The organism is Lentilitoribacter sp. Alg239-R112 (assembly GCF_900537175.1).
GTDB lineage: Bacteria > Pseudomonadota > Alphaproteobacteria > Rhizobiales > Rhizobiaceae > Lentilitoribacter.
Genome location: NZ_LS999833.1, coordinates 779,820 through 804,928, shown reverse-complemented (window position 1 = coordinate 804,928; position 25,109 = coordinate 779,820). Strand labels below are relative to the sequence as shown.

Annotated in this window: 20 protein-coding genes and 1 pseudogene; 6 read left to right on the top strand and 15 right to left on the bottom strand. The window is 44.2% G+C overall.

Annotated elements, in window-relative coordinates; translation table 11 throughout:
• Positions 1 to 175: 175 nt before the first annotated feature.
• Complete coding sequence (locus G3W54_RS04380; protein ID WP_162651908.1) at positions 176 to 925, top strand: hypothetical protein; 750 nt, start codon at positions 176 to 178, stop codon at positions 923 to 925.
• A gap of 35 nt (positions 926 to 960) precedes the next feature.
• On the top strand, positions 961 to 1,497 hold the full coding sequence (locus G3W54_RS04375; protein WP_162651907.1) for a hypothetical protein: 537 nt from the start codon (positions 961 to 963) through the stop codon (positions 1,495 to 1,497).
• A 20-nt stretch (positions 1,498 to 1,517) separates the two neighbouring features.
• On the opposite strand, the gene G3W54_RS04370 is transcribed toward G3W54_RS04375, so the two are convergent.
• From G3W54_RS04370 to G3W54_RS04340, 7 genes are all read right to left on the bottom strand, one after another.
• A complete protein-coding gene (locus G3W54_RS04370) occupies positions 1,518 to 2,012 on the bottom strand; it encodes a hypothetical protein (protein WP_162651906.1) in 495 nt (164 codons plus the stop codon).
• 252 nt (positions 2,013 to 2,264) lie between these two features.
• Positions 2,265 to 3,326 (bottom strand): DUF5681 domain-containing protein, encoded by a 1,062-nt coding sequence (locus G3W54_RS04365; RefSeq protein ID WP_162651905.1) that lies wholly within the window; start codon positions 3,324 to 3,326, stop codon positions 2,265 to 2,267.
• The gene (locus G3W54_RS04360) at positions 3,323 to 4,699 is read right to left on the bottom strand and encodes a DNA methyltransferase (RefSeq protein ID WP_162651904.1); all 1,377 of its coding nucleotides are present in this window, start codon (positions 4,697 to 4,699) and stop codon (positions 3,323 to 3,325) included. Before G3W54_RS04360 ends, G3W54_RS04365 begins: the two co-directional genes overlap by 4 nt.
• Positions 4,700 to 5,222: 523 nt before the next feature.
• Positions 5,223 to 7,646 carry a hypothetical protein gene (locus G3W54_RS04355; protein WP_162651903.1) on the bottom strand — a complete coding sequence of 808 codons (2,424 nt, stop codon included), beginning with the start codon at positions 7,644 to 7,646 and terminating at the stop codon, positions 5,223 to 5,225.
• Positions 7,647 to 7,657: 11 nt separating this feature from the next.
• Positions 7,658 to 8,155: a hypothetical protein gene (locus G3W54_RS04350; protein WP_162651902.1), complete on the bottom strand. Its 498-nt coding sequence runs from the start codon at positions 8,153 to 8,155 to the stop codon at positions 7,658 to 7,660.
• Between the two features lie 3 nt (positions 8,156 to 8,158).
• Entirely contained in the window at positions 8,159 to 8,545 is a 387-nt protein-coding gene (locus G3W54_RS04345; protein WP_162651901.1) for an SH3 domain-containing protein, read from the bottom strand.
• A gap of 23 nt (positions 8,546 to 8,568) precedes the next feature.
• A complete protein-coding gene (locus G3W54_RS04340) occupies positions 8,569 to 10,257 on the bottom strand; it encodes a VWA domain-containing protein (RefSeq protein WP_162651900.1) in 1,689 nt (562 codons plus the stop codon).
• A 220-nt stretch (positions 10,258 to 10,477) separates the two neighbouring features.
• On the opposite strand from G3W54_RS04340, the gene G3W54_RS04335 reads away from it, so the two are divergent.
• Complete coding sequence (locus G3W54_RS04335; RefSeq protein ID WP_162651899.1) at positions 10,478 to 11,245, top strand: YARHG domain-containing protein; 768 nt, start codon at positions 10,478 to 10,480, stop codon at positions 11,243 to 11,245.
• Between the two features lie 240 nt (positions 11,246 to 11,485).
• Positions 11,486 to 12,565: an alpha/beta fold hydrolase gene (locus G3W54_RS04330; RefSeq protein WP_162651898.1), complete on the top strand. Its 1,080-nt coding sequence runs from the start codon at positions 11,486 to 11,488 to the stop codon at positions 12,563 to 12,565.
• 1,213 nt (positions 12,566 to 13,778) lie between these two features.
• On the opposite strand, the gene G3W54_RS04325 is transcribed toward G3W54_RS04330, so the two are convergent.
• The 5 genes and pseudogenes from G3W54_RS04325 to G3W54_RS04305 form a co-directional block, all read right to left on the bottom strand.
• Entirely contained in the window at positions 13,779 to 15,017 is a 1,239-nt protein-coding gene (locus tag G3W54_RS04325) for a recombinase family protein (RefSeq protein WP_162651897.1), read from the bottom strand.
• A gap of 65 nt (positions 15,018 to 15,082) precedes the next feature.
• Positions 15,083 to 15,798, bottom strand: a pseudogene (locus G3W54_RS04320) (IS6 family transposase).
• Positions 15,799 to 15,892: 94 nt separating this feature from the next.
• Positions 15,893 to 16,984 (bottom strand): 4-oxalomesaconate tautomerase, encoded by a 1,092-nt coding sequence (locus G3W54_RS04315; protein WP_162651896.1) that lies wholly within the window; start codon positions 16,982 to 16,984, stop codon positions 15,893 to 15,895.
• Positions 16,985 to 16,986: 2 nt separating this feature from the next.
• Positions 16,987 to 19,023, bottom strand: a complete 2,037-nt coding sequence (locus tag G3W54_RS04310) for a tripartite tricarboxylate transporter permease (protein WP_162651895.1) — start codon at positions 19,021 to 19,023, stop codon at positions 16,987 to 16,989.
• Between the two features lie 76 nt (positions 19,024 to 19,099).
• Entirely contained in the window at positions 19,100 to 20,185 is a 1,086-nt protein-coding gene (locus tag G3W54_RS04305; protein WP_174244207.1) for a tricarboxylate transporter, read from the bottom strand.
• 180 nt (positions 20,186 to 20,365) lie between these two features.
• On the opposite strand from G3W54_RS04305, the gene G3W54_RS04300 reads away from it, so the two are divergent.
• Both G3W54_RS04300 and G3W54_RS04295 read left to right on the top strand, forming a co-directional pair.
• Positions 20,366 to 21,034, top strand: a complete 669-nt coding sequence (locus tag G3W54_RS04300) for a response regulator transcription factor (protein ID WP_162651894.1) — start codon at positions 20,366 to 20,368, stop codon at positions 21,032 to 21,034.
• Positions 21,031 to 22,389, top strand: coding sequence for a sensor histidine kinase (locus tag G3W54_RS04295; protein ID WP_162651893.1), 1,359 nt, complete (start codon positions 21,031 to 21,033; stop codon positions 22,387 to 22,389). Before G3W54_RS04300 ends, G3W54_RS04295 begins: the two co-directional genes overlap by 4 nt.
• Before the next feature lie 9 nt (positions 22,390 to 22,398).
• On the opposite strand, the gene G3W54_RS04290 is transcribed toward G3W54_RS04295, so the two are convergent.
• From G3W54_RS04290 to G3W54_RS04280, 3 genes are all read right to left on the bottom strand, one after another.
• Positions 22,399 to 22,539: a hypothetical protein gene (locus G3W54_RS04290; RefSeq protein ID WP_162651892.1), complete on the bottom strand. Its 141-nt coding sequence runs from the start codon at positions 22,537 to 22,539 to the stop codon at positions 22,399 to 22,401.
• An 85-nt stretch (positions 22,540 to 22,624) separates the two neighbouring features.
• Entirely contained in the window at positions 22,625 to 24,133 is a 1,509-nt protein-coding gene (tcuA, locus tag G3W54_RS04285) for an FAD-dependent tricarballylate dehydrogenase TcuA (protein WP_162651891.1), read from the bottom strand.
• Positions 24,126 to 25,103 (bottom strand): D-2-hydroxyacid dehydrogenase family protein, encoded by a 978-nt coding sequence (locus G3W54_RS04280; protein ID WP_162651890.1) that lies wholly within the window; start codon positions 25,101 to 25,103, stop codon positions 24,126 to 24,128. Before G3W54_RS04280 ends, tcuA begins: the two co-directional genes overlap by 8 nt.
• Positions 25,104 to 25,109: the final 6 nt, after the last annotated feature.

Genomic DNA, 25,109 nt, shown 5'->3' with positions numbered 1-25,109 from the left:
ATGGTTCAGAATTTACCTTTTGTATCATTTGTATCCACCTTATCAGAGAGATGGAGCACACCGATACAATTATTACCAATGACACCAATATCAATATCTATCTGACATATCCACTCGATAACTTTTCCTGAAAGTTCCTTTTTGGACCCAAAAAATATCTAGGAAAGGTGATATTATGAAAAGTTGTAAACTTGCGTTGCTGGGCGCATCCATCTCAATTCTGACAACCGCGGCAAGCGCATGTGATATTATTCATATCGTTAAATATGAAGTGATGGACGGTAGCTTCGCAATGTTACACAACGGGGCAATTGTTCATCATGGAAGTGCGGGAGATATTGGGCAATTTCCACTCCGAGATTGGATTGTTGAAGGAGAGAACAGAGTTACCATCAAATACCACGGAAATTCTTTAGAACCCCCGTCCACATTTTCACTAGAAGAAGGATGTCACGGAGAGTTTGAGACTAAATCGGTGGGGGAAATAACCTTTAACAATTCCGGCGCGAAAGAACTTCAGTATATGAACAATTCAAATGTTAGTGCAGAGTATACCCGTGCCGCAGTTGAAGGTGACAATGGATTGTTAGAAGCTGTAATCGCTTTTCAAACCGCTGTGAAAACTGGAGATATCGAAACAGCCATGACAGCTCATGAGCCTGCACTTCGCGAATTTGCCAGACACGGTGTTCCACTTGATCGAGTTAAGGAGCACATGCGTGAGATGTTGGCTGCTGAGGAGTACTTTATTGCAGAGAAGCTCGTAGTCCGACCAATTATGGGTGGCCGCGTTTATCAAGTCACCGATTCTGATTTCAATTCGCCGTTACAAGTTCAATTTGAGATGAATGGTGGTGTTCTATCATGGAAAACCGCTACCTTCTGGGGTAAATTCGATGGGAAATGGGCAATTATCGGTCTATAATTAGATCACTTTTATTAAAGAAGAGAGATATGACTATGAGGAAAACTGCTACTATATTGGCTGTAATAATTGGTTGCTCTCTTCTCTTATCAAGTTTGCATTTGGATATTGCCAATGCGGCGGCTGGGACTTTGGTTGACTTGAGTGAGGCTCACAACTGCCCGCAAGGTCGCCACATGCAACCCAACGGCAATTTTGCGGTGGACGTTTATTGTGATGACGCTTTAGGGACAAATATCGCCTTCACACTTGTCGGAATAAACGCACCCATTCAAGGTAAATATTCTCTCACGCAACGAACATGGCAAGGTGGAGATTGGGCCGCATCCGCAAGCAGCGTATTTTGGAGTAATGACCTAAATACGGTGTTGGTTGCCACAGACATGGTTTATGGTACAGGTACAATTTACAGGCTGAAGCTACTAGAACAAGGAGCAGAAACCATATGGTCAATGCAGCCAGGAAGCGGATGTATTCCTGTGATCAAATCGCTATCAGGCACAACACTCGTAATTGATATAATCCCTTGTGAAAGTGGCTTACCTCGACAAGAAACAATATCGATCAACTAGTTCTGACAGGTCCATGATACCTATTTGGCGAGAGTTATACTTACATAACTGAATGTCCGCTCTGAGCCAATTTCATTCGTTTTAATTGATGTTTGATACTTCTGCTTCCAGGCCAACTTCAACCTTTTAACTAACGATGATATTGCTGTGCGAGCAGCCGGATCATTCATGCGCAACTTGTAATCTTCCGCGGTTGTGATTGCATCTGCAAATCCGGATCGATAACCATCATAGAATAATACTTGTTGGGGAATTTCTACTGGTACGGAGGTATCTGAAGAGCGGATGTTGGTTAATGCCTCTTGCCTAAAATGAACTTCCCTTTGATGTACAAGTTGGCGCAAAATACTGTCTTTATGCTTTAAATCCCGTAGTGACATTGTGATCTCATCCGCAACCATAAAATAGATGTGTTTTTTGGTGTCTGTACTCGAATGTACATACTGATCTATGCCATGCTGAACATCACGAAGAGCACGTCGATATCCGCGGAACCAAGGTGATATGCTCGTCATAATACGGCCTCCTGTTGTCGCTGAATGGCTAGGTGCCCATTGTCAGGTACTCAGCCATTAATCGTGAACCTTTTCAATAGCGTTCAAAGGGCTTTCGAAGTCTTCTCAAAAGGCAGTCAAAGCGTCATGAACTTATCCGCTAGTTTGCGTGCAATTGCGTCAGTAATGCGTCCATATGACGAATTGCTCGTGCATTGCCGAGATACTGGTTTCCGTTTCGACTAATAATAATCTTACAGGCTACTTGGTGACTTACGCATTCACCTCTGCAAATGCAGCTTTGGCCGATGTGATGATATCACTGAGGTCATCTATCTCATCTTGGCTCGGTGGTTCTTCTGAACGTGGCAGGTTACGACAATATTCTAGAAGGTCTGTATAAAGCAGTTTGATAGCTTCTACTCCATGGAAATGAAATCCTCTGCGCATAGAACCTGGTTTGTAGCCGGCTTTCCCTCTTAGTATTTTATCCCAGCTCGCGCGAAGTTTCTTGAGGAGTTGACGCTTAGTCATGCTTTCAGCGTCTAGCATGGCATCAAACCATTCATGTTCCGTCAGTTTCATGCGCTCAGGTAAAGCTTTATCCATCAGATGAGCCAGTACATCAGCACCGGTAACCCCGTGTTTAGTTTGTTCTTTGTTATCGCGCGTATTAAGTTCAGACCGAAGGATCAGAGTATTCCTCAACTTGACGGTCTCAAAACATCTTTCCAGCTGATCTTTATCCATTGGGCCTTTGAATGTAATAATGTTATCCCAGCTGATGTGTACATCGTCTGGATGAGATAATTGATGGTTTTCATCAAAGGCTTCATCCTGATCACGCATGTGTTGGAATTGAGTAGAATGATGCGCCTTATATGCTCTCCAGCTATCGGCTGTCTCAGCCTGTAATATCAGTAACTTTTCTTCTGTGCGTTCAGATCGATCAAGTCGATCTTTTAAAGCATGGGAGTTACCACCCAATGCCAATTTTGCCTGCGCTTCAAGCAATGCCTCCTGACCAGTCATCGTCCGCGTTTTACCGCCAGAGTTTAGAGAAAGGACGCGATTGGCAAACTCCATAATATGGATATCAATCGATAGTTCACCAGCATACATGCTGCGTTGTTTGATTTTCGTCTTGGGTCTGCCTTTTGGATTGCCCGATTGCCCCTTTTTAAAACGCGTGTCGCGTTGTTGCTGTGGCAATTCAGCTCGCTGGCCTGACATCACCTCTCGTTTGAGTGCATCAACTTTTGTGCCATTCAAAACACCTGAGGATGAACTATCCAATCCAGACTGATTTCCCGTTGGTTTTGATTTATCGGTCATCGCTCACTTCCAACGTTTGCAAATTCATCCATCTTCAATCCATGACTTTTCTGTATCAATGGACGGTCATTATGCTGCGTTTCTGCCTCGATATCATTGAACTCACGACCATCTTTTTTCAGGATAGCTTTCTGCCCCGTGAACTGCTGCCAGCGCTTGATGATCGTGTCACAGTATGATGATTCATATTCCAACAGTCGTGCAGACCTACCAGTTCGCTCAGCAGCAATAAGCGTTGAACCTGACCCACCAAATATATCCAAAATGATCTCTCTTCGGCGGGAGCAGTCTCTAATTGCATCTTCTATCATCGCCACAGGTTTAACCGTGGGATGCATTTCTAACTCATTGCTTCGTGTGGAACTCATAGAACTAATACCAGCGTAATCCCATACATTAGTGCGATAACGCCCAGTATCACCAAGACCAAAGGAATTGGTATGGGGTGCAGACCCTTTCTTATAAACAAAGATTAGCTCATGTTTGGATCGATAGAAACTACCCATCCCGCCATTGGTTTTATTCCAAACGCAAAGGTTCTTAAGTTCATCAAAGGCGACACTACCTGCATCCATCAGCTCACGCATATGACGCCAATCCATACAAATGAATGCAACCGCTCCACCCTTACAAACCAATGCAGCATTGGAAAGCGTCTTAGTTAGAAACCGCGTAAACTCATCAGCTGACATCTCACCAGATGCAAAGGCGAACTCCTTGTGTTTAATGCTACCCTTGCCACATACGTTGCCATCGATCTCAACATTGTATGGCGGGTCGGTAAAAACCATATCAACTCTACGGGAACCAACAAGGCGATCAACATCTGTTTCTTTTTGAGCATCACCACATAAAAGTCGGTGATTGCCCAACACCCAAAGGTCACCCATTTGTGTGATAGGAGCGTGATCTGGCATCTCATGAACAACATCTGCTTGATCTTCCTCAATACCATCCTCAGTAAAACTCAAAGCCAGATCAATTTCAGCTAACTCAAAGCCAGTAACGCTTAGGTCAAAATCGAGATCAATTAGGCCCTGCAGTTCAATCGCCAAGATCTCATCATCCCAACCCGCATTAAGAGCCAGTTTGTTGTCAGCCAGAATATAGGCTTTTCGTTCTGCTTCATCCAAATGAGAGAGCTTTAGAGTAGGTACGTCAGTCATACCCAAAAGCTCTGCTGCTCGAACGCGCCCATGTCCTGCGATAATGTCACCATCATCTGCAATTAGAACTGGGTTGGTAAATCCAAATCGTTCGATACTATTGGCGATCTGTTTGATTTGCCGTTTTGAATGGGTTCGGGCATTGTTCTGATAAGGGGAGATATCTGCAATGGGGCGGTATTTAACATGTAGGTCTGGGGAGGGCATCGTTCTGTTTCCTTGGATACGATTGACGAGCGTAAAGTCAGTGGTCGTTGATAAAATACGCCTCAAACAACGCCGGAAAAGGCGTTTGTCCTAGAACAGGCCTCAAATGGATTTAAAGTAAAATCTCATCTTAAAGGATCCTATACCTTCAAGATTCAAACGGTGTTTTACCCCCTTTGAAGTCCTTTGAAAATACTTTGAAAATGGCCCTGTTTTGAGGGTCTATCAGAACGAGGAAAACATCTCTGTTGAAAACCTTTTAGTTTGATTTACTAACTCGTGTGATAAGGCCTTCCGAGTTCAAAAAGTTAAGTAAAACTTCTGCTTCATTGTCAGAAGCTGAAAAAGCAAATCAATAAAACAATGTGGAAAATGGCCCATTTCGGACATTTTCTAGGTTCCTAAACTCAACTTTACAACTTGAGACAAATTACAAGATGAGATCGTATCTGCTCTCAGTGAGAACGAGCTGTTATTCCACCTTACCTAATGAGACTAACCCTTTTCCATCGTCACTGTCACCCTAGTTTGGTCCGATAAACCTAGGTTCTCCGCCAATATTATCGCCACCTGAGTTTGGGCCGACAAATTGAGGGCCACCACCAAAACTTGGTATCGCGGGCAATTGGAAGCTCGGGTCCTGAAAGCCCTCGTTAATATCAGAACCATCACGAACTCCTTTCAACTTTGATACAGTGTCTGCCACAGCATCTCCGGTTTTAGAACGAAAACCATTTGAAAATCTGGACCCACCCTCATTGATATCTTTCAGTGCTACCGCGATGAGGCGACCTTGCTCATCTCGCAACATTTCCGCAGAAGGCTTGGCACTATTGAAATCAACAGCAATGCAAAGCCCCACTTTATCCTCTGGACCAAATGGTGGAATAATGTTGCCAGTTTTATGATTGAGATAAACAGAATCCTCAGGGATCCCAAAGCCATTGATTACATTACCCGGAGATGTGTTCATGAGTGGTCCGCAGCCAAAGCTTGCTGCATCTAAAACATCTACCACCAGCACATTTGGCTTGTCACATTTATCTTCGTCATTTGCAAAACTTGGATACGATATTTTCAAATCCGATAAGCTCTTGCCTTTCGTACAGAGTTCCGCATTGCATATCTCCAATTTTTTGATAGCTAAAGCTTCTTTTGTGCGCAGTTCACTCGTCCGTTGCCGAAGCACCAGTGTTTGTTCACGATTCTTATTAATGACTTTTACTTGCTGCGAAATTGCTTTTGCGTCGCTCGTCTTTCTTCGTATCTGTGAGCCGATATCAGAGAGTTCCTGCATCGCATCATCAGTCAAGTTAATTAAACGTCGAGTGTAACTACCATCGGTTTTTCTGTTATATTCATCCTGCAATTCCTTGGCGTCATGAAGAGCAATATCCCGTTTTGCATTTAGTGATCTTAGTTGACGACCGTCATCTAGCTGATCTAATTGCCAAAGAATATATTTACGCTCGCGTGATGCAGTAACATAGTCATGTTGATATCTCTCACACTCTGGACAATTTGCTTCATATTTGGATTCGAAGAAATTAAGTGGTAAAACTTTAGTTCCGCTGGGATAGTTTGGATTTGATCCGCCTTGATTAGCGAGATTTTCAGAAAGAGATTGAGTGATAGCTGTAAGAATGGGCGCTATCGTTGCCTGTGCCGCGGCGTATTGCAAATTCCCGTCTTCGCGCTTTAACATCGGTGATAAAATTACAATATCAATTGAATTGACTTCATGTGCACAATTGTTGAATGCACATTCTCGCAACTGATTGGTTACAGCTCTGACCCGCTCCAACAAACTTGCAGCTTTGCGGCTTCTATCACGCACCTGATCGCGCTCTTCGATGGTTTTCAAATACCGATCACCAGATTTCAACGCCTGGCTACGAAGCTGAGCAATTCGATCCCGAAAAGCGTTCAATTTTTCAGTTGAATAGTATGTTTGTACTGCTCTTGCCGCAATCTGTGTAAGGACCAGAGCGGTCTGATGTTTGGTGCTCTTCGCTGAACCAGATATAACCTTCTTTTGTTTCTGTAGTTCCTTTTTAAAACTTTTGTCCAGAATTTTGCGTGTTTGTGCAGATGCATCTTTTGTGTAGCGTCTGTAATACTCTTCTAGCGTGTCGATCTTTCCGCCAGCATCTTTTATGGTCTGTGCATGATCTATTATTTCTTGCGATATACTGATAACATCTGCAAAATTACTGGTATTCTGTTTCACAAATTTCTTTGTACCAGTTGTTTTCTTTGAAACACTTTCTGGCAATAAATCGCTGGCAGCATTTAAGCCTACACTCCAGATATCGATATATATATCTTCAATAGCTTTGAGATTAACACCGGTCCCCTGTCCTGATTGTAGCGTGGGGTCATAATTGATGCTTTCAATATAATTTCCGGTTTGGTTGATGCTATCGTAAAGCCGATTAGCGACGGAATTGATATCTTTGGCAAACTCCCAAACTGAAAGAGGGTCGTTTGATTTTGTAGCTATTGTATTGACTATGCCGTTCAGCTCAATAACCGCGCCAAGTGCTTGATCGGATGTATGGGTCAACATTGCAGCCATTCGAGCTCCCTCTAGTGCTGCGGCACTGAGATCACTCGCTGCGATCGCATCATCTATACCACGAGTTAATATTGCATCTTCTGCGTTCAGTGTTTGAACATATTGCTCCAAAATTGGTGCTAAATTTGTCAGATCACGAAAAACATCTAACTGCCCTTCACAAACTGGCGGTCCACATTCATGACCTTCGCAGTTCTTAGAAAGGCTGGATGCAACTGGCAGCAATTGCTCAATCTTATCCAACTGCACATCAAAAATTGTTGGATTAGGCGCTTGTGCCCAAGCCAGATTTGGCAACATAAGTGAGCCAACTGCTAGTAGTTTTAGGAACATGATGTATATAAATGAAATTCTAATTTTCGGGAACATGTCTCTACTTTCTATCTATCAACCAGTTTGATTAGTTGCCCGTCAAAATACTCAAGTCGAGCCAAAGGTTTTTCTTTGTCTGCGCCTACGAGCTCAAAGATCGGTCCAAAATCACCTGTAGGTTGGATAACTACAAGTTTCTCAAAGTCCTGCTCGTAAGGCCCAATTACATCGACGCCGCTAGCAGATGCAGTGACCAACATTAATTGCTCGCCCTGACTTGCACCGCCTTGCCATGCGCGGAAAACAAATAACGTCTCAACATCATCACCATCGCCAATTGTCAAAGTATCTTGCAATGTTAGGGATTGCATTTGCGAAAAGCGACTGAGGCGGATTATTCCTAATTCGACATAGGGAGCAACCTCCTCAATATCACCATCTGCCGTTTCTTTTGAAACACGATCAGACCAAGTTAGCCCGGGTAAATCCAGCGCATGGGCGGCGTGCTGAGGAATGAGTAAAGATAGGGCGATTGCAGCATAATATAGATATTTCACACTTTTCATAATCTATCCTGCTAGAACTTCAATCCATTTGCCATAGACCCAGCCTTTTTTGCCTATGGTATCGACCGGACGATCTTTCTCAACCGGACTGCAGTTTTGGTCGTCTACGCCATACACGATGCCGTACCAGCCATCTTTCTCTTCAAAGAGCCAAACTTTATCATTGTTTTTAAGCTCGTCGAATGAATCATATGTTGTTCCTGGCCCTCGACGTACGAATAGGAAACCATCACCATCTGCCCTAAGGCCAGCAACCTGACCATAAGCGCAGGTGTCCAGACCATCGTCGGCGCGCTCCATGACCTCAACATCAAGTTGTTGCGCCTGCAGCACATTCAACGATGCGATCAACAATGATGATACAAGAATAGTTTTCAAAAATGTTTTCATGTCAATTCTCCTATTATTCACCATCACGGGAATTCAATGTTTAGTTCGCGAACTTCACCGGCGACGATCTCAATTGGCCCAGTTGTAAGAAATTTATCTCCGACACGAACCCGAAATTTATATGTGCCTTCGGGTGCAACACCTGGATATTTGGCATTTCGTGAAAAACCAATTTCTCTGGTGCTTTTTCCGTCTTCACTGATACGGTCCAACCAGACACCGCCGATGGACGCCCCTGATGCAGACGACATGTTGTATTCAAATCGTCCGACATTCATGACATATGGCCCACTGATCGTTTCACCAGCTTTGATTTCAACTGGAAACTTGATGTTCGCACTACCTATGAAGTTTGGTGAAGAATATTGTACACGCAAATCATACTTACCTGGTTTTGCGGGTATCGGTTCATCGCCCCTACCGGTTACTCCAGCCAATTCATTGCCAGTTTCAGCATCCAACAAGCGGTAGTACATTCCGCGGTTAATTTCTCCGCCTTCAAACAGCACCACATCTGGGCGGATATAACCAACCCGAAGATCAAACTCAAAAGGGGTTTCTTGTCCGGCGACAATTTCAATTTCAGCAGATGCTTCAATCTTATTAATTTGAGCGGTGATTTTATACATTCCAGCGGGTAGCCAGGTGATTCTGTCATTCCCACTGGCTTCGGTAAGTTGGTCTTGCACTTTGCTATCGACAATTGGGAAGAACCTGAAAAATACCTCCTGCGGGGTAACTTTATCATCAGTTGCAAAAGCTGTTATATTAGCACTACCTGCGTTGAGATTTAGCTCGCCAATTTGTTCGCCATCGGCACCAAATTCAATTTCGCCACTAGCGGTTGCTACAGACGTACCCAAACGCGCGCCAACTTGATATTTACCTTGCTCAAAAATGGCCTTGCTCGATGATGCTGCGCCAATACCTTGGTAATGTTGTTGGCCGTTCTTGCTCACATTCCAGCGAACTTCAAGCGGGTCCAGTCGTTCGCACGTTTCGCAAAGTTTAGCATAAAGATAGCTGGTTTCTAAAGGTTTAGCGGGTGCCGCTTCAACCGCTTCACTTTGAACAGCGGCCAGTGTCTGCGCCAAAGCATCTTTCAGCTCATTTGCATTATTTGCGCGGAAGAATTTTCCACCGGTCTCATCGGCGATGCACTGCAAGCTCGCAGATTCTTCTTTCGTCACATCAAAACCAATCACGTGAACATCGAAACCCGGATTGACAGTTTCCAAGGAGCGAGCTTGCGCACACGGATCTGCGTTACATGTCTCTAACCCATCGCTTACTAAGACAACGGACGATTTTCCGGAAAAGTATTCAACACTAAAGGCGCCCAAGAATAACGCCTGTGTTAGAGGTGTTTTACCGCGCGGCGTGATGTTTTGAACATGTTCAATCATTTGCTGTCGGTTAACAGGACCCGGCAAAGCTAAAACTTCGATATCTTTACAATCGTTTTTTCGGCGGTGGCCATAGGCCATCAAACCCATATTGATGTCTGGATCCAGATTAGTGATCAGATCTGTCATTACATCTTTTGCAATGGATATTTTTGCGGTCCCCTTGATCTGACCCCACATGGAATTTGAGCCATCTAGAATAAACATAACCTCGTTTGCTTGTTCGATTTGCTGAGATGTCGCAAATCCCGCAGAGGAAAGAAGTGCAATACCGCCTATGATTGAAGTTTTCAAAAGTCTATTCATTTGCCACCGCTTTAAATATTCTGTTTTCACACGATAAATTGATTAAGTGATGGGAAGGTAACAAGAAAAAATACATTGAGAAATACTTTAAGGGTCTATAAATTGGAAATCTAAGTTTCTTTCCGGAAATTTCCATTTATTTATTATTGAAAACAAACAGTTAGATATTCGCCTGCGTCTCATGCCTATTCAAAAAAATCATAATTCCTTCGGAGAATACTTGACTTCAATAATGCGAGAACGTGGTTTTAAGTCTGATGAGCAGCTTGCCCGCCGCGCGATGCAAATACAGCAACAGCAGACACAGCGCGTTAATGTACAGCGACGAACCATCAATAATTGGCGTAATGATAAAAGCACCCCGCGTGATATCTCTGATCAACAATTTCAATTAGTGGCCCAGGCATTGAAATTATCTGATGAGGAAATCCAAACAATTGAAAATCTGGTTAATGATCAATCTTTATCCCAAAACAGGCAGGGAACGATTGAACCGCAACCAGTTAAGCTCACCCAAATGATAAACACAAAATACTGGTTTATTGGGGGTGGGTTGGTCTTATTGCTTTTCGCTAGCTTAATATATTTAACCACATATAACATTCAGAAAATAACCTATTTTGATCAAATACCGCCCACGCAATTGCGACTTTCTGAAGACGGGTTTGTTTTGCCAAATACCCATGCTGAAGTTGTTAGTGAACGGCAACTTGAAAATTTGTCGGGTTGGGAGCTTTATGTAGCCCGAAATGAAATCTTTGCCCGCAAGGGGCGACCATTCGTAAAGGTCAGCTCTATGTGCTTGCAAAGACATTTCGACAGTTGGTCGAAATCAGAACAAAATCCAAATGGCTGGTACAATAAGAAATCGGGAGATGTCCGACTGACAGATTTGGAATATCGAAATGCCGAGATCATCCGCAACTATGAATGCAAAGTAAGAGGTGGGCAATATAATTGTAGCGGCATGTTAAATCAGTGCTATTGATGTCTGTAATTGGCAATGAGCTTCCGTCCTTATCAGCCAATTTGATTTCAGTTTATACATCGAGAGCGGACGCCCCGTAGTTACGATAACTCATAACTCATAACTCCTTGCATAAGTTATTTTCTGGATATGAGAGAGGAGGTTATAGAAGCGATGCATTTATGACTAACCATATAGGCGCCGTATTGAAAAAACGAATTTGGGTTCTTACTTCTAATATTCAATGCAGGAGATTTGAACATGCGGAAGTTTCTCACCTTTTTCTTATTCCAAGTCAGTATTATATTTACAGTCAGTAGCTTATCGGCAGCTCAGACTGCTGATAATTTGAAGGCGAGGGTGATTGAAATCGAGGTGCCCGCTCCAGCATTAACTGGCAACCTACTTGAGACTTCTGACATTCAAAGTGCCGCAGTTTATCTTCCGCCAGGATATGACGAACAACCGGATCGACGTTACCCGGTTTTATATTTGCTTCATGGAATTTTTGACAATTATGGTGTGTGGATTGAGAACTACGATGTGCCCGCAATTCTGGACCGCTTAATCTTATCCAGGGAAGTTCCAGAACTAATAGTAATTATGCCCAATGGTGGTAACAAATATGGTGGTGGGTATTATCGAAACTCGCCAGTAAGCGGAAATTGGGGCGACTATGTTGCAGATGATCTCGTTGGGTTTGTTGATGATAACTTTCGCACATTAGCTGGTGCAGATAGTCGGGCTTTAGTTGGTCATTCAATGGGTGGATATGGCGCTTTGAATTTGGCCATGAACCATTCCGGTATCTTTTCTGTGGTTTGGGCTATTAGCCCCTGCTGTTTGGCTGCTAATGATGATTTTAGTTTTGGGAATGATGCATGGAAGCGTGCTTCTGCTATCAAGTCACATGAAGATATACAAAGCCTTATCGAGAAAAGAGATTTTTATCCCGTAGCCACAATGGGCATTGTTACCGCATTCAGCCCAGACGTAAACGCTCCTCCATTATATGGTGATTTTCCATTCGATATCGTGCGCGGCGAAGTCAATCTGGATGATCCATCCTATGACCGCTATTTGGATGCATTGCCATCGCGTCAAGTGCGTAACTCTCGCAATGCACTTCGCAATTTGCGAGGTTTAGCAATTGGTGTTGGCCTTGGGGATCAGTTTTTGCATATCCCGACCGGAACATTAGAGTTCTCGCAGCGTCTTGGCGAGGAGCGTATACCTCATAGGCTTGATGTCTATGCTGGAGACCATCGCCAATTTGTTGGTGAGCGACTTGAGACCATCATTTTGCCGTGGGTGGTCAATAGATTGATAGTGATAGAGTGATTTTTCGGTCGTTAAATCACCTTTCCATCGCGTGGTTTCAAAAGATAAAGCGTGATTGGAGCTTGTGAAATTTCTATGATTTAGAAGTCAGTTTAGTGCGCCAAAGCCGTCACTAATTTAAGGACGGCAGTAGTCTTTGATTGTGCTGGTTTTCAGACTAAGGCTGTCGTGGAACAAGTGGATCATATGATGGCGGAGCAGCGCCCATGGCTCAACTACCTTCGCTATCTCAATGAATTAACAGATCCGAATTTAAAAATTCACAAAAGTTCGGGCCAAGTTCAATTGATTTAATTCCGTAGGGGCCATCAACTCCTGTCGGATAAATATTTTTGCAATTACCCAAACGCGATATAGGCTTAATGGAGCCAACTCGGAGCGAATATTGCGGCACAATTTAGAACGAGGGCAGATCTAAAGTGATAGGCAACAACATTCCTAAAAACAGTATTTCAAAATCAGATAAGAGCACTCGAGTGTCATTGAATGACAGTAGGTTCCCGTTAAACAACAACTCAATCTCACACAACAGTAATTGAAACCCGTTTATCGACAATGCAATCCCGTTTAATGACAATTTGATCCCACGTTACGACAATCGTATCCCAGCTAACGACAAGCATAAACCCGGAAAATCCCATCTAACCGCCCAAAAGGCAGTGAATTCCTACTTAACGGAAATACATACTCTTGGTATAAGTGGATGATTACGTTTAATAAAAATGAATACGTTGCCAATTACAGGGAGCCTTGGCCTGTTTTGCGAGTGTTCGGCCCAAAACAGGGTAAACAGGAATAACAGGCAAGAGACTGGTTAGCTTACGACTGTGTACACAGCCACCGCGATTTTCCTTTTCACCTGAGGTGCTTGTTACTCGCGAATTAGATAATGAATTCAGCGGTATGTTTTTACATGAATAAAGTTTCGGTTCGGGATTTTCGAGGCGCTGGTTTGGGGTGAGTTGCATCGGGCGCTGGGGGTAATGTGCGGGTGCGAGATGCTTCGTGTCTTGTTTAATGCGAATGAAATAGTTCTGGTAGATATATCAAGGTAGAGGCAGTGACCTTGAACTAGCTGAGATTTGCGGCCATCTTACGCTGGTCCGACCAGACAAACGGTAGGGGTGCTTTCAGAAGCCTTGCCGATGTAAGGCCATGTGGTTGAATGCCTTGCAGGATCATATCGGTAATATCAGGTGCCAAACATGCAAGTTTAATGAGAATCGTGACACGCTTTGTAGTGAGTTTCGTTTTTTGTTTTTCGCCCGTATGAGGATGCAATTTCAGGGATGCTCATTCCGGATTGTAACTGATCTAAAAAGTAATGTGCCTGAGCTATGTTTTTAACAAGTATCTCATCATGATTGCTTGCTATGTTGCCGAGTACGATTTTGGTTTCAACACCCCGCTTTTTGATCTGAAAGGGTATGCTTAAAGTCAGAATGTTGTCATTGATCAGCTCAGGGCTTATCGAAGAGGCATTTGCTATTTCTGTTTCATTGAGATTGATCTCGGCGCTACCGGGTTTTATGTCGATGCGGTGGATGCAGTTAAAACCAATTGTGTATGTAGTCTGCTTTTGAACATTTTTATTTTTATACAATGTAGTTTTGAGCTTTTGTGTCTGGTCCGATAATTTCTTGATGTGTTCAACTGAGGTATTGTCGTTCAAAATCCGAGCCTGATTTTGGATCAGATGATTGGTGATGGCAGCTAGTATCTCATCTTCAAGACGTTTGGCTGGAAGTCGCCAATTGGAACCGTTTGCTGATTTTGTGTTGGCGATCAGACGATGAGAGACATAATAGCGATATCGACGTTTGCCTTTCTTAGTATGGCTGGGTGTCAGGCTTTCACCATTTTCATCAAACAACTTGCCTTGTAATTTAGAACCATCAACAAGACCGGTTTTTCTATCTCGTTTCTTTCTGGCATGGCTTTCTAGCTGGGCCTGCACTTGGTCCCAGAGGATGGGATCTATGATAAAAGGATGCTGGCCTTCAAATGTCTTGTCTTTATGCCGAATGCGCCCTGCATAGATAGGATTGGTTAGAATAAAATGGATATGCCCGCGACTAAATGGATGTTTGCCAGAGTTCATCTGCGAGCCGATGGATTTTGAGTTCTTCTGATTATTGCTCTCACATGGCGGCTGACCTGTGTTCTCAGTATTATTTTGATCTGCATTCTTGCTAAGCGATCTTTCTCTGGAATAGATCTTCATTCTATCCAGCTCTTCTTTAATGGTTCTGATATTACGGTGCTTGTGATACAGTGAATAAATCAGCTCAATCATTTTGGCTTCTTCATCATGGATTTTAAGCGTTCGACCATTTGCAATGTACCCAATGGGTACAGAACCTCCCATCCATAGGCCCTTTTGTTTTGATGCTGCAATTTTGTCACGGATACTTTCAGCTGTGACTTCTCGTTCAAACTGAGCAAATGACAATAGAACATTCAAAGGCAATGTAAACTTAACGCTGTGAAACCAAAGTTCGGGATAGTACCCTTAAATCAGGCAGCATGAAGACGCGCGATTTTGCGCCATTCTTGCATGGCTGTTGCTCGCAATTCGCGATAGCGGTCGGATGGAATATCGTGGCGGGGAATGTGAAAGAGATTTGCAATCGGATCGTGGATGGAAACGAAACGCTGAAGCTGTCGTGCTGACTTGAAGCGCTTCATGATCCTCTCCCGCCGTCGTATCGGTTGATGAGAATTCTCGGCCCGATTGTTCAGTCCCTTGTGCGAACGATGCTCGACACCCGGCATGATCTCTCGTTTGGCCGCACCATAAGACCTTAACTTATCGGTGATCAACACACGCGGAGAACGCCTTTGCGCTTTCATGAGTTTGCGCATCAAACGCTTTGCAGCCTTGGTATTGCGACGGCTTTGCACCAGTACATCAAGAACAAAGCCGTCTTGGTCAACGGCGCGCCAAAGCCAATGTTTCCTCCCACCGATGGTGATAACAACCTCGTCGAGATACCATTTGTCTCCAAACTTACCAGCGGATCGCTTGCGGATATCATTGGCAAAGTCTCTGCCAAATTTATCAGCCCAAGTCGCACGGTTTGGTGAGAAACAATGACGTCACGTGTTGCCAGCATATCCTCGACCATTCGCAGGCTGAGCGGAAACCGGAAATAGAGCCAAACGGCATGGCTAATCACCTCAGATGGGAAGCGGTGGCGACGATAAAGAGGATCTCGGGCAAATTTGATCATCCAGAAAGATCCCACATTTTGATCGATACTTGGTTAACTTTACAGTGCCGTATTTTACTCTTGATCGTAGATAGTGCGTAAAACTAATTAAGTTCTAAATATAAGCTGGGATACAGACCTTACCATCGAAAAGTTTGCGAGATGTGCGTAGCAGACCTGCGGAATGTAATTCAAATCCATGCTTGTCGATGCCATAATCAAATATCACATCAATTGACCCTGTTGGATGTTCTATCTTTATTTTTGCTGGGTTTTCATTTGGAGTAACGGCCAAACCTTCAGCAACTGTATTGGACGCTAATAAGCACGAACCTGTGCAAATAGAACCTGTGACCGCAAATGCGGGATGCGCCGTCCATGGCATAAAGTAGCGCGCGGCAATTGCACCACCTTCTTTTGGTGGGGCCAGAAGACCGAACTTAGGAACAACTGATTTACCCACATCGCCAAGGCCCATGAGTTCCCCAGCTTTTATGCGAAGTGGTTCGAATAATTCAAACAGTTTTTTGTTTTTGTCTAACTCTTCACGCGTCTCATAACCAGTGATCCCAAAATCGGTCGCACGACCAATAACCATTGGCATTGCAACATCAATGCAGGTTAATTCAATACCATCGATCATATCCATCGCATTGCCAGTGGGAAATAATTTCCCGGTTTTTGACCCGATAACATCCTTGAAATTCAAAACAATTGGCGCTGCGGTTCCCGGCACACCATTCACGCTGGCCGCGCCCTGGTAGTTTACATGCGCTACTTCATTATTAGATGGAGTTTCGATAATCGCTTCCACGCGCGCGCCTGTATTGGTACTTAGGATTTTAACGGCTGTTGTCTCACCCATTATGGGCATCAAACCCATTTCGATAGCCGCAGGTCCAACACCTGCTAATATGTTTCCGCATGTTGGTGAATAATCTACACGTCTTTCATCAACCGAAACTTGGGCAAAAAAATAATCAATATCCGCCCAGTCATCATTAGATTGCGATAACATCGCAACTTTTGTTGTCACGGCACTGCCGCCACCAATGCCATCAATGTTCAGCGAATGCCCTGCGCCTACTGCGGCGATTAAAACCTCTGAAAGCTGATCCAGATCTTCTGGCAAATCTTTGCGATTGAAATACGGCCCTTTGGAGGTTCCTCCTCGCATTAGCACACAGGGAATTTCACGCTGTTTCATATCTAAGCGCTCCCAAGAGGCCAAGGCAGATCAACAAAATCCTGCAACAAACCAGGAGGAAAATCACGATTTAACGTCCATGCCATAAAGCACATAAACACAACACCAATAACGGTCAGCATTACAGATTTACGCCAAGTTTCACCGGCACGAATTTTAAAGAAACTTAATAGGAAAATACCCAAAGCAATGATGAAGCCAAATAAACCGCTGAGTGCTAGTAATCCAGCAAACCATGCCAAAGTTGGCCACAAACCATGAGCAGCTTCCGCATCTTCTCCATCAGCCTCACGGTCAGCGAAAATCATATCTGTTTCTGGCTGTCGGATCATTTTAACGATCAAAACAAGACAACAGATAATCGCGACGATTGAGATCACCATCGGGATGATTTTGTCCCCCATCATTCTGTCACTGATCAGCGAGGCATTCCAGTATGTGACAACGAAATAAGCCGTGATCAAACTGAGGAAAATAAACGGTGCACGTTTAGAACCTGATTTCACATCGCCCTCTGCCAAAATGGATTTTGCCTGACGGATGCCAATTGCGATGGAAATAACCGTTATGACCAAAAGCACAAGAACTATCGGGCTAAAGATATATTCAAGACCAGCTTCCATACTTTCGCGAAAACGAAAACGTGCAATTTGGAAAGCCTGATTGGTAAATTTCTCAACTGGATTGGACAACACAAATCCAATTAGAAATGCCGGGCGTGACCAATCAAATCGGCGAAGGAAAATTCCCAGTAAACCAATAGCAAATAGCGCAACAAGATCGGCAAAGTTTTGGCCTGATTGAAACGCAGCAAACGAGATCAGCATGAATAGAAATGGTGCTAGCAGGGTAAATCTGATGGTCGTTAATTTTGCGATCATCCCTGATGAGGCAATGCACAAAACCGTTCCCACAACATTGGCAAGTGCAAGCAGCCAAACAATCGAATAGGTGAAGTTTAGATTGTCTTTTAGCATTGAAGGGCCAACTTCAATTGAACCTGAACCTAATAACGCCACCGCTCCGATGAAAATCGCCATTGAGCCTGAACCGGGAATACCAAATAGCAATGTTGGGACCAACCCACCGCCTTCTTTGGCATTGTTTGAGCTTTCCGGCCCAATAACACCGCGGACTTCGCCACTGCCAAAGTTGGATTTATCTTTTGTGGTTTGAACCGAATGACCATAGGCGATCCAATCGACCACCGATCCACCTAAACCTGGGATGATACCAACAACAACACCGATGATAGAACAGCGAACCGACAGCCAGATATTTGCCCACCAGTCTTTAACGCCCTCAAACCATCCCGCACCCAAAGTTGCGGATTTTGAGATCGCTCGGTCTTGTCTCAACAAAGAAATGATTTCTGGAATAGCAAAGATTCCCAAGCCGACGATGACAAGTTTTAGACCATCAGTGAGATATGGAATGTCATAACTTGCCATGCGCAAGCTACCACCTGCATCCGCTTCACCAATGGTGCCCACAACAAGACCAAGACCGGCGGCTGCTATGCCTTTAATCGCTACCCTACCGGCAAGAATAGCAACCATTGAAAGGCCTAAAATGGTGATCATCAGCATTTCGGGAAGGCCGAAAGACAATACAATTGGCCGCGCAACCAAAATGAAGACCGTTAGAAAAGAGGCACCGATCAATCCGCCAAACAAGGACGACGCAAACGCGGCTGAGAGCGCCCGAGCAGCCTCCCCCTTTTTGGCCATTGGAAATCCATCAAGCACAGTTGCCTGCGAAGCTGAAGAACCCGGAATACCCATCAATACCGATGCGAACGTATCGGATGTGGGCACCACAGCGACCATGCCGATCATCAACGCAAGACCAAGGATTGGATCCATGCCGAACATAAATGGCAATAAGAGAGATAATCCAGCGATCCCGCCTAATCCAGGGAACACGCCAATACATAAACCCATCACCACGCCAAGGATGAGATATCCCAGTACGATGGGTTGAAGTATGAGCGCAAATGCGTCGCCAAGGGCTGGTAACGCCTGAGTAAAGACGTCCATTCCGGCCTCCAATAGATTACAAATTTATTTTATGAAGGCCCTGCCGCGGTGAGCGACAGAGCCAAAATTAAAGCTGTTAGTTCAGCTCAATACCGTAGGCTTCTTTGAGCCAATTAGTCACAAAGGCTTTCGCTGAATCTGGCACTGTTGTTGCCACGCCCAAAGCTTTTACAGCCTCATCGCCCACATACATCGGATATTTGCCAACGCGTTTTGCTGAAATTTCAGCGAAGTCTGGGCGAGCTTTCACTGCAGCAAATGCTGTTACAAATGCATCGATAATTGCTTGATCTGTACCAGCAGGCAGGAACGCGATTTTCTGAGACGGGAAGCCTGCTACAAAGAACGCTTTCCATGCATCCCATGCTTCACCAGACGTTTCACATCCGTCTGTTGCTTCACACACTTCTTTAAATGTCGGCATATCAGGGAATGTTGGATCGCGAACAATATTGCCATCGCTATCTAATGAACCCCAAGACATCATCGGTACGGCAGTGCCTGCTTCGACCAATGGTGCTGAACCGCCAAGATATCCTGATGTTGTTTGGTAATCGATGTTTGCTTCGCCACGCTCGAACATTAGACGACCATCACCGCGACCTTTAATGCCAAATACAGGCTCAACATTCATGCCAAGCATTTGCCAAGCAAGAAGCGGAACAAGATCAAGACGTGTTGCACCTTGTGAACCATAAATGAAGTTCATGTCTTTAAGACCATTAGCTGAACCATCAAATTTTGCGCCAGCTTCGGCGTTTAGATACGCAACACCGCCAGTTCCTGTTGCCATAACAGGGTTCCAGTCTTTGTACTCGTATTTCACACGTGGATCGCCCAAAAGATAAGGGAATTGAGTTGAACCAGATGAGCCGAACATAACAGATCCATCACCATCTTTTTGCTGCTGGAACCAGTTTGCACCTTTGGTTGAACCAGCACCTGGCATAAATTTAACAACAACAGTTGGTGCACCTGGCAATGCTTCTGATAAAAGCGGAGCAAAGAAATTTGCCCACTTAGCCGAACCACCAGTTTCTGAAAATGGAATTGTCCATTCGATTGTTTTGCCTGACATATCCATCGCGTTTGCTGATGTTACCATAGACAAAGCCATTGCTGCTGCAGATGCAGTCAAAGCAAGTTTAGTTAGAGTTTTCATATATTCCTCCCAAGAATTTATCTCTACGGCTTACGCAATGAAGCAATGAACCGCAGGCAACTGTATTTTCCCAAATACTATGTTGACAAACATATGAGTAAATGGCGAACCTTTCATTCAGCTTTCACGATGAAAGTTTTTTAAATGGGGAAAGTTTTTTAAATTGGCATTGGATAGACGATGAGAATTGCAGTTGTAGAGGATAACAGGCCATTGGCGGATGGGATCGCGCGTGCATTTCGCGACGATGGCCATGGGGTGGATGAGCTGCATGATGGGGTTTCTGCAAATCAATTTCTTACACAAGAAACCGTTGATCTGATCATTCTAGATATCAATCTACCGGGCAAATCGGGCCTTGATGTTTTAAGTTCACTTAGGCGACACGAAATTCAAACCCCTATTCTTATGCTCACTGCAAAGGATACAATCAACGATAAAATTGGCGGTCTAGATTTGGGTGCTGATGATTACATGACCAAGCCATTTGATTTAGCTGAACTGAAAGCAAGAGCCCGTGCTCTGCTTAGACGATCAGAAAAAGATATCGCCAAGGTTCTAACTTTCGGCGAAATTGAATTTGATGTGACTGCGCGCGAAATTCGCCTTCATGGAGAACAATTGGATTTGCCGCGGCGCGAATTTGCGCTTGCCGAGATTTTACTTAATCGGCGCGGGCATGTGATTTCCAAACAACAGATCATCACGCATTTATATGGTGCTGGGGCGGATGTCGAAGACAGTACTGTTGAACTTTATGTGCACAGACTTCGAAAGAAATTTGGTGATTATGGTTCTTGCATCAAAACCGTTCGCGGACTTGGATATTGCTTTAGGGAAACATCATGACATCCATACGCAGGCGATTATTATTGTGGTTGATTATTCCGCTCACTGCAGTGGCCGTTATTGTGTCGATAGAAACGTTCGTTTCTGCGCAAAAAATTTCAAATGATCTACATGATAAAACGCTACTCGCCGCTATGCTGACGATTTCAGAAAATGTAGTGGCATCCAACGGAACCCTGCTTGCAGAGCAAACACTTAAAGTGCTTACGGAAAATTTGGGCGATGAGTTTTTCTACCATATGTTAGGCCCTAATGGTGCCTTTGTAACTGGCTATAGCGGATACCCCAGATTACCCGGCAATATCAAACTAGAAGATGGTGTCCCTATATTTTATGATGGAAGCTATCAGGGAAATACAGTTCGTGTGACGACCATGCGCCAGCTATTGTCTGGGCGCGATCTGAACGGTTGGACGACGATCACCACATGGCAGGAAACAACTCAGCGTGCTGATCTAACATTAAGCTTGTTTGGTCGTTCTCTCATCCGCCTTGCAGCTCTCGTGATCGCCGCAGGTGTGATCGTTTGGTTTGCGGTTACCCAAGGTCTTCAACCCTTAAGACGACTACAGCAAGCGATTGATACTAGAACGCCGCTCGACTTAACCCCGATAAAGCGCCAGATGCCGATTGAGTTGAAAGGCATTGTTGCATCAATGAATGATTTGTTTGCGCGCGTGGCGCGTTCAAAAACTAACCGAGAGCGTTTTATTGGCGATGCTGCCCACCAGCTACGCAATCCAATTGCAGCATTAAAAGTGCAAGCAGAAGTCGCGCTTCAGGCAAAAGATGGAAAAGCAAGAAATCAAAGCCTCAAGCAAGTTGTAAGCGTGAGTGATCAAACTAGCGAACTTGTTAGCCAGATGCTGACCAATGCGCGGGCAAATGCAATTGAAAAGGACGCTGGCGAGACGTTTGATTTATCCGAGCTGACGCTGGACGCTGCACGCTCTGTTGCGCCAAAAGCGATTGAAAAAGATCAAGACTTTTCAACTGATGTGGCGAAGGAAATTTGGCTAAAAGGCGATAAAGTTCTCATCCGAGAAGCAATAGTGAACTTGATGGATAACGCAGTTAAATATTCGCCTCACAACGCAAAAGTATCAGTCTCGTTGCTTACTGAGAATGACAATATTCTCATACAAATTAGCGATGATGGCCAACCGATTTCAGATGAAGAGTTTTTCCAATATTGCCAACCGTTTTATACAAATGACAATGCTCATTCTGGCTCTGGATTAGGCTTGGCAATCGCCAAAGATGTAAGTGCGAATCACGGTGGTTATCTCGTCAATAAAGCTGGTGAGAACGGTGGAGGAAAAACCATCTCAATCATATTGCCGAAACCCAAATAAGCGAAATACTTACTTCTGGAAACGATCTGCAAGCTTTGACGGGAGGCCCAAAGTTTCAAGGTCTTTTGAAGAAAATTTTCTGTTTCGCTCAAATGCATTTGTCATGTTTTGAGCAGCTCTAATTTGACTAAAGAAGTTTAACTGTCTCATTTTTACTTTCCTTCTATACACCAAGAACATAGCATTATTTGCATGTGAGTAGGTGTGCGATTTTGATATATCAGGCATGCTTTGGCTAGATGGATTTTGCCGCCCCATAGCCAGCGCGACGACCAAATACAGCACCCGATGTTAAGCCTGCCCCACCTGGATAACCGTTAAAAAACACTCCGCCAACCAGCTCACCGCAGGCATACAACCCATCAATAATTTCACCATTTTCGGTTAGCACATTGCCATTTTCGTTTACCTTCAAGCCGCCATAGGTGAACGTAATCCCACAGGTAACAGGATAGGCTTTAAAGGGTGGCTTATCAAAAACCTGCGCCCAGTTTGATTTCGCTAATTCAAGACCATGTGTGCATTTTCCGTCTTTTATCGTAGGATCAAAAGACGTGTTTTGATCCACGGCGTTATTAAACTTATCAATTGTATTACGTGCAGCATTTTTATCTTCGATACCATCGAGTTTATCGACCAGTTCATCGAGCGTATCCGCCTCAACGAAATGCGCATCATGAAAAGTATATTCGCCGTATAACAAGTCATCGACTTTTGCATCGAAGATTTGCCAGGCAAAATGCCCCGGTTGTTCGATGATTGCTCGGCCAAATTGGGCATAGGTGTAATTGCGGAAATCTATCCCTTCATCAACGAAACGCTCACCATTAGCGTTCAGCATAATGCCAAGGAAATAGCAGATCTTACGATAGTTTTTTCGCTCAAAATGCGGGATGTCCAGATTTCCATAGTTTTTCATATGTAAATCCATCGGGGTTGCGTGGCAGCCCTTATAAAACCCATATTCCGATGCGCCCAATTCAAGCGCCATTTTAAGCCCCTGGCCGGTATTATGCGGGGTGCCGCGAACCTTCGCCTTATCCCAATCTGAACCGATATATTTCTTGCGAAGTTCTGAGTTTGCTTCAAAACCGCCAGAGCCAAGAATAATTGCACTTGCAAATAACTCGTCTTGAACACCATTTTCATCTTCCACTCTGATGCCAATTACAGTGTTATTTTGTATGATGAGTTCCACACCCGAGCAATTATGTCGAATGCGACCACCTTTGTTTTTGAACACTTCAAGTTCAGCGTCGACAAGACCAACACCTTCACCATCGGCTGCGAGCGTTAACCCGCCCCAAAAGACAAAGCGTCCGTCTTTTTCAAATGATTGACGCTCATAAATAGGTTCAAACTTAATGCCATTTTCCGCAAGCCAAAGCATGGTTTCATATGAGTGATCAATTAGGATATTTTGCTCAACCGATAATGCGCGGCCATCATTAAACCCAAGCAGGTCGTTACGAAATTTGTCAGCTGTATATGAGCCAAAATCAGTGTTTGACAGGCGCGTATCTTCAGGAGATTTCAATAATGGCAAGAGGTCTTGATTTGAATTATAAACAAAGCGCATCGCGCCCGCGGTATATTTCGAATTTCCACCCGCAAGCTCCTCATTCGCCTTTTCGATGATTAAAACATCCGCACCTTTTTCTATGGCTGCAATCCCGGCGCAAAGAGCCGCATTTCCTGAACCAACAACAATAACGTCTGCTATGATGTCTGGGTTTTTAGTCATTTTGATATACCTCAGGATTGATCATATTAATCGGAGCACCTTTGGCATAAGCAACAATCTGATCATAAATATCGCTAAACTGCAGCTCGTATTCATCTTCGGTTACAAATCCAATATGCGGCGTTGCGATCACACTTGGATGTGAGGCCAACGGATCATCTTTCCAAGTAATTGGTTCCTTATCAAGCACATCAATTGCAGCTGTCCCAGGATGACCTTTACTAAGAGCTTCAAGCAGCGCGTTTGGCTCGATTAACCCCGCGCGCGAGGTATTTATAAACACCGCATCATCGCGCATACTTGAAAAATCATCAGCTGTTATGATGCCTTTGGTCTCTGGCTTCATGCGCACATGAACGGAAATTATGTCTGGTCTTGCGAAAAAATCTTCCCGCGATGAAGCGATGTTTTTCCCATCATCTTTAAGGCGTTGCTGACCGTTTTGTGATCCCCACCAGATCACGTTCATGCCAAAGGCTTGTGCGATATGCTCAACCCCTTTTGCGATCCGCCCATAGCCATAAAGCCCAAGTGTTCGACCTTGAAGAGTTCGGCCCACCCCCATTTGCCATTCTCCGTTTTTAAGAGAAGCGACTTGTTGAGGTATCTGCCGGTAGCTTGCAAGGATGAGTGCCCAAACATGTTCAACGGTTGCAAATGAAGGCGTCCCTGCATGCATATTTGAACATAAAAGCACGTTGTTTTTTGTGCACGCATCCACATCAACATGAGGATAAACACTACGCTGGCTAATTAATTTTAAATTCGGCAACTTGTCTAATAATTGCGCTGCAATTTGCGTACGCTCACGAAAAAGAACAAGCGCATCAATGTCTGCGAGGCGTTCAGCTAAGATATTGATGTCTTTGACGTGATCATTAAAAACAGTCACGTGATGTTCGTTTAGTTTTTCAAACGATGGTAGCTTTTTAAGCGTATCGAACCAATCATCTAGAATAGCAATTTTCATTATGTC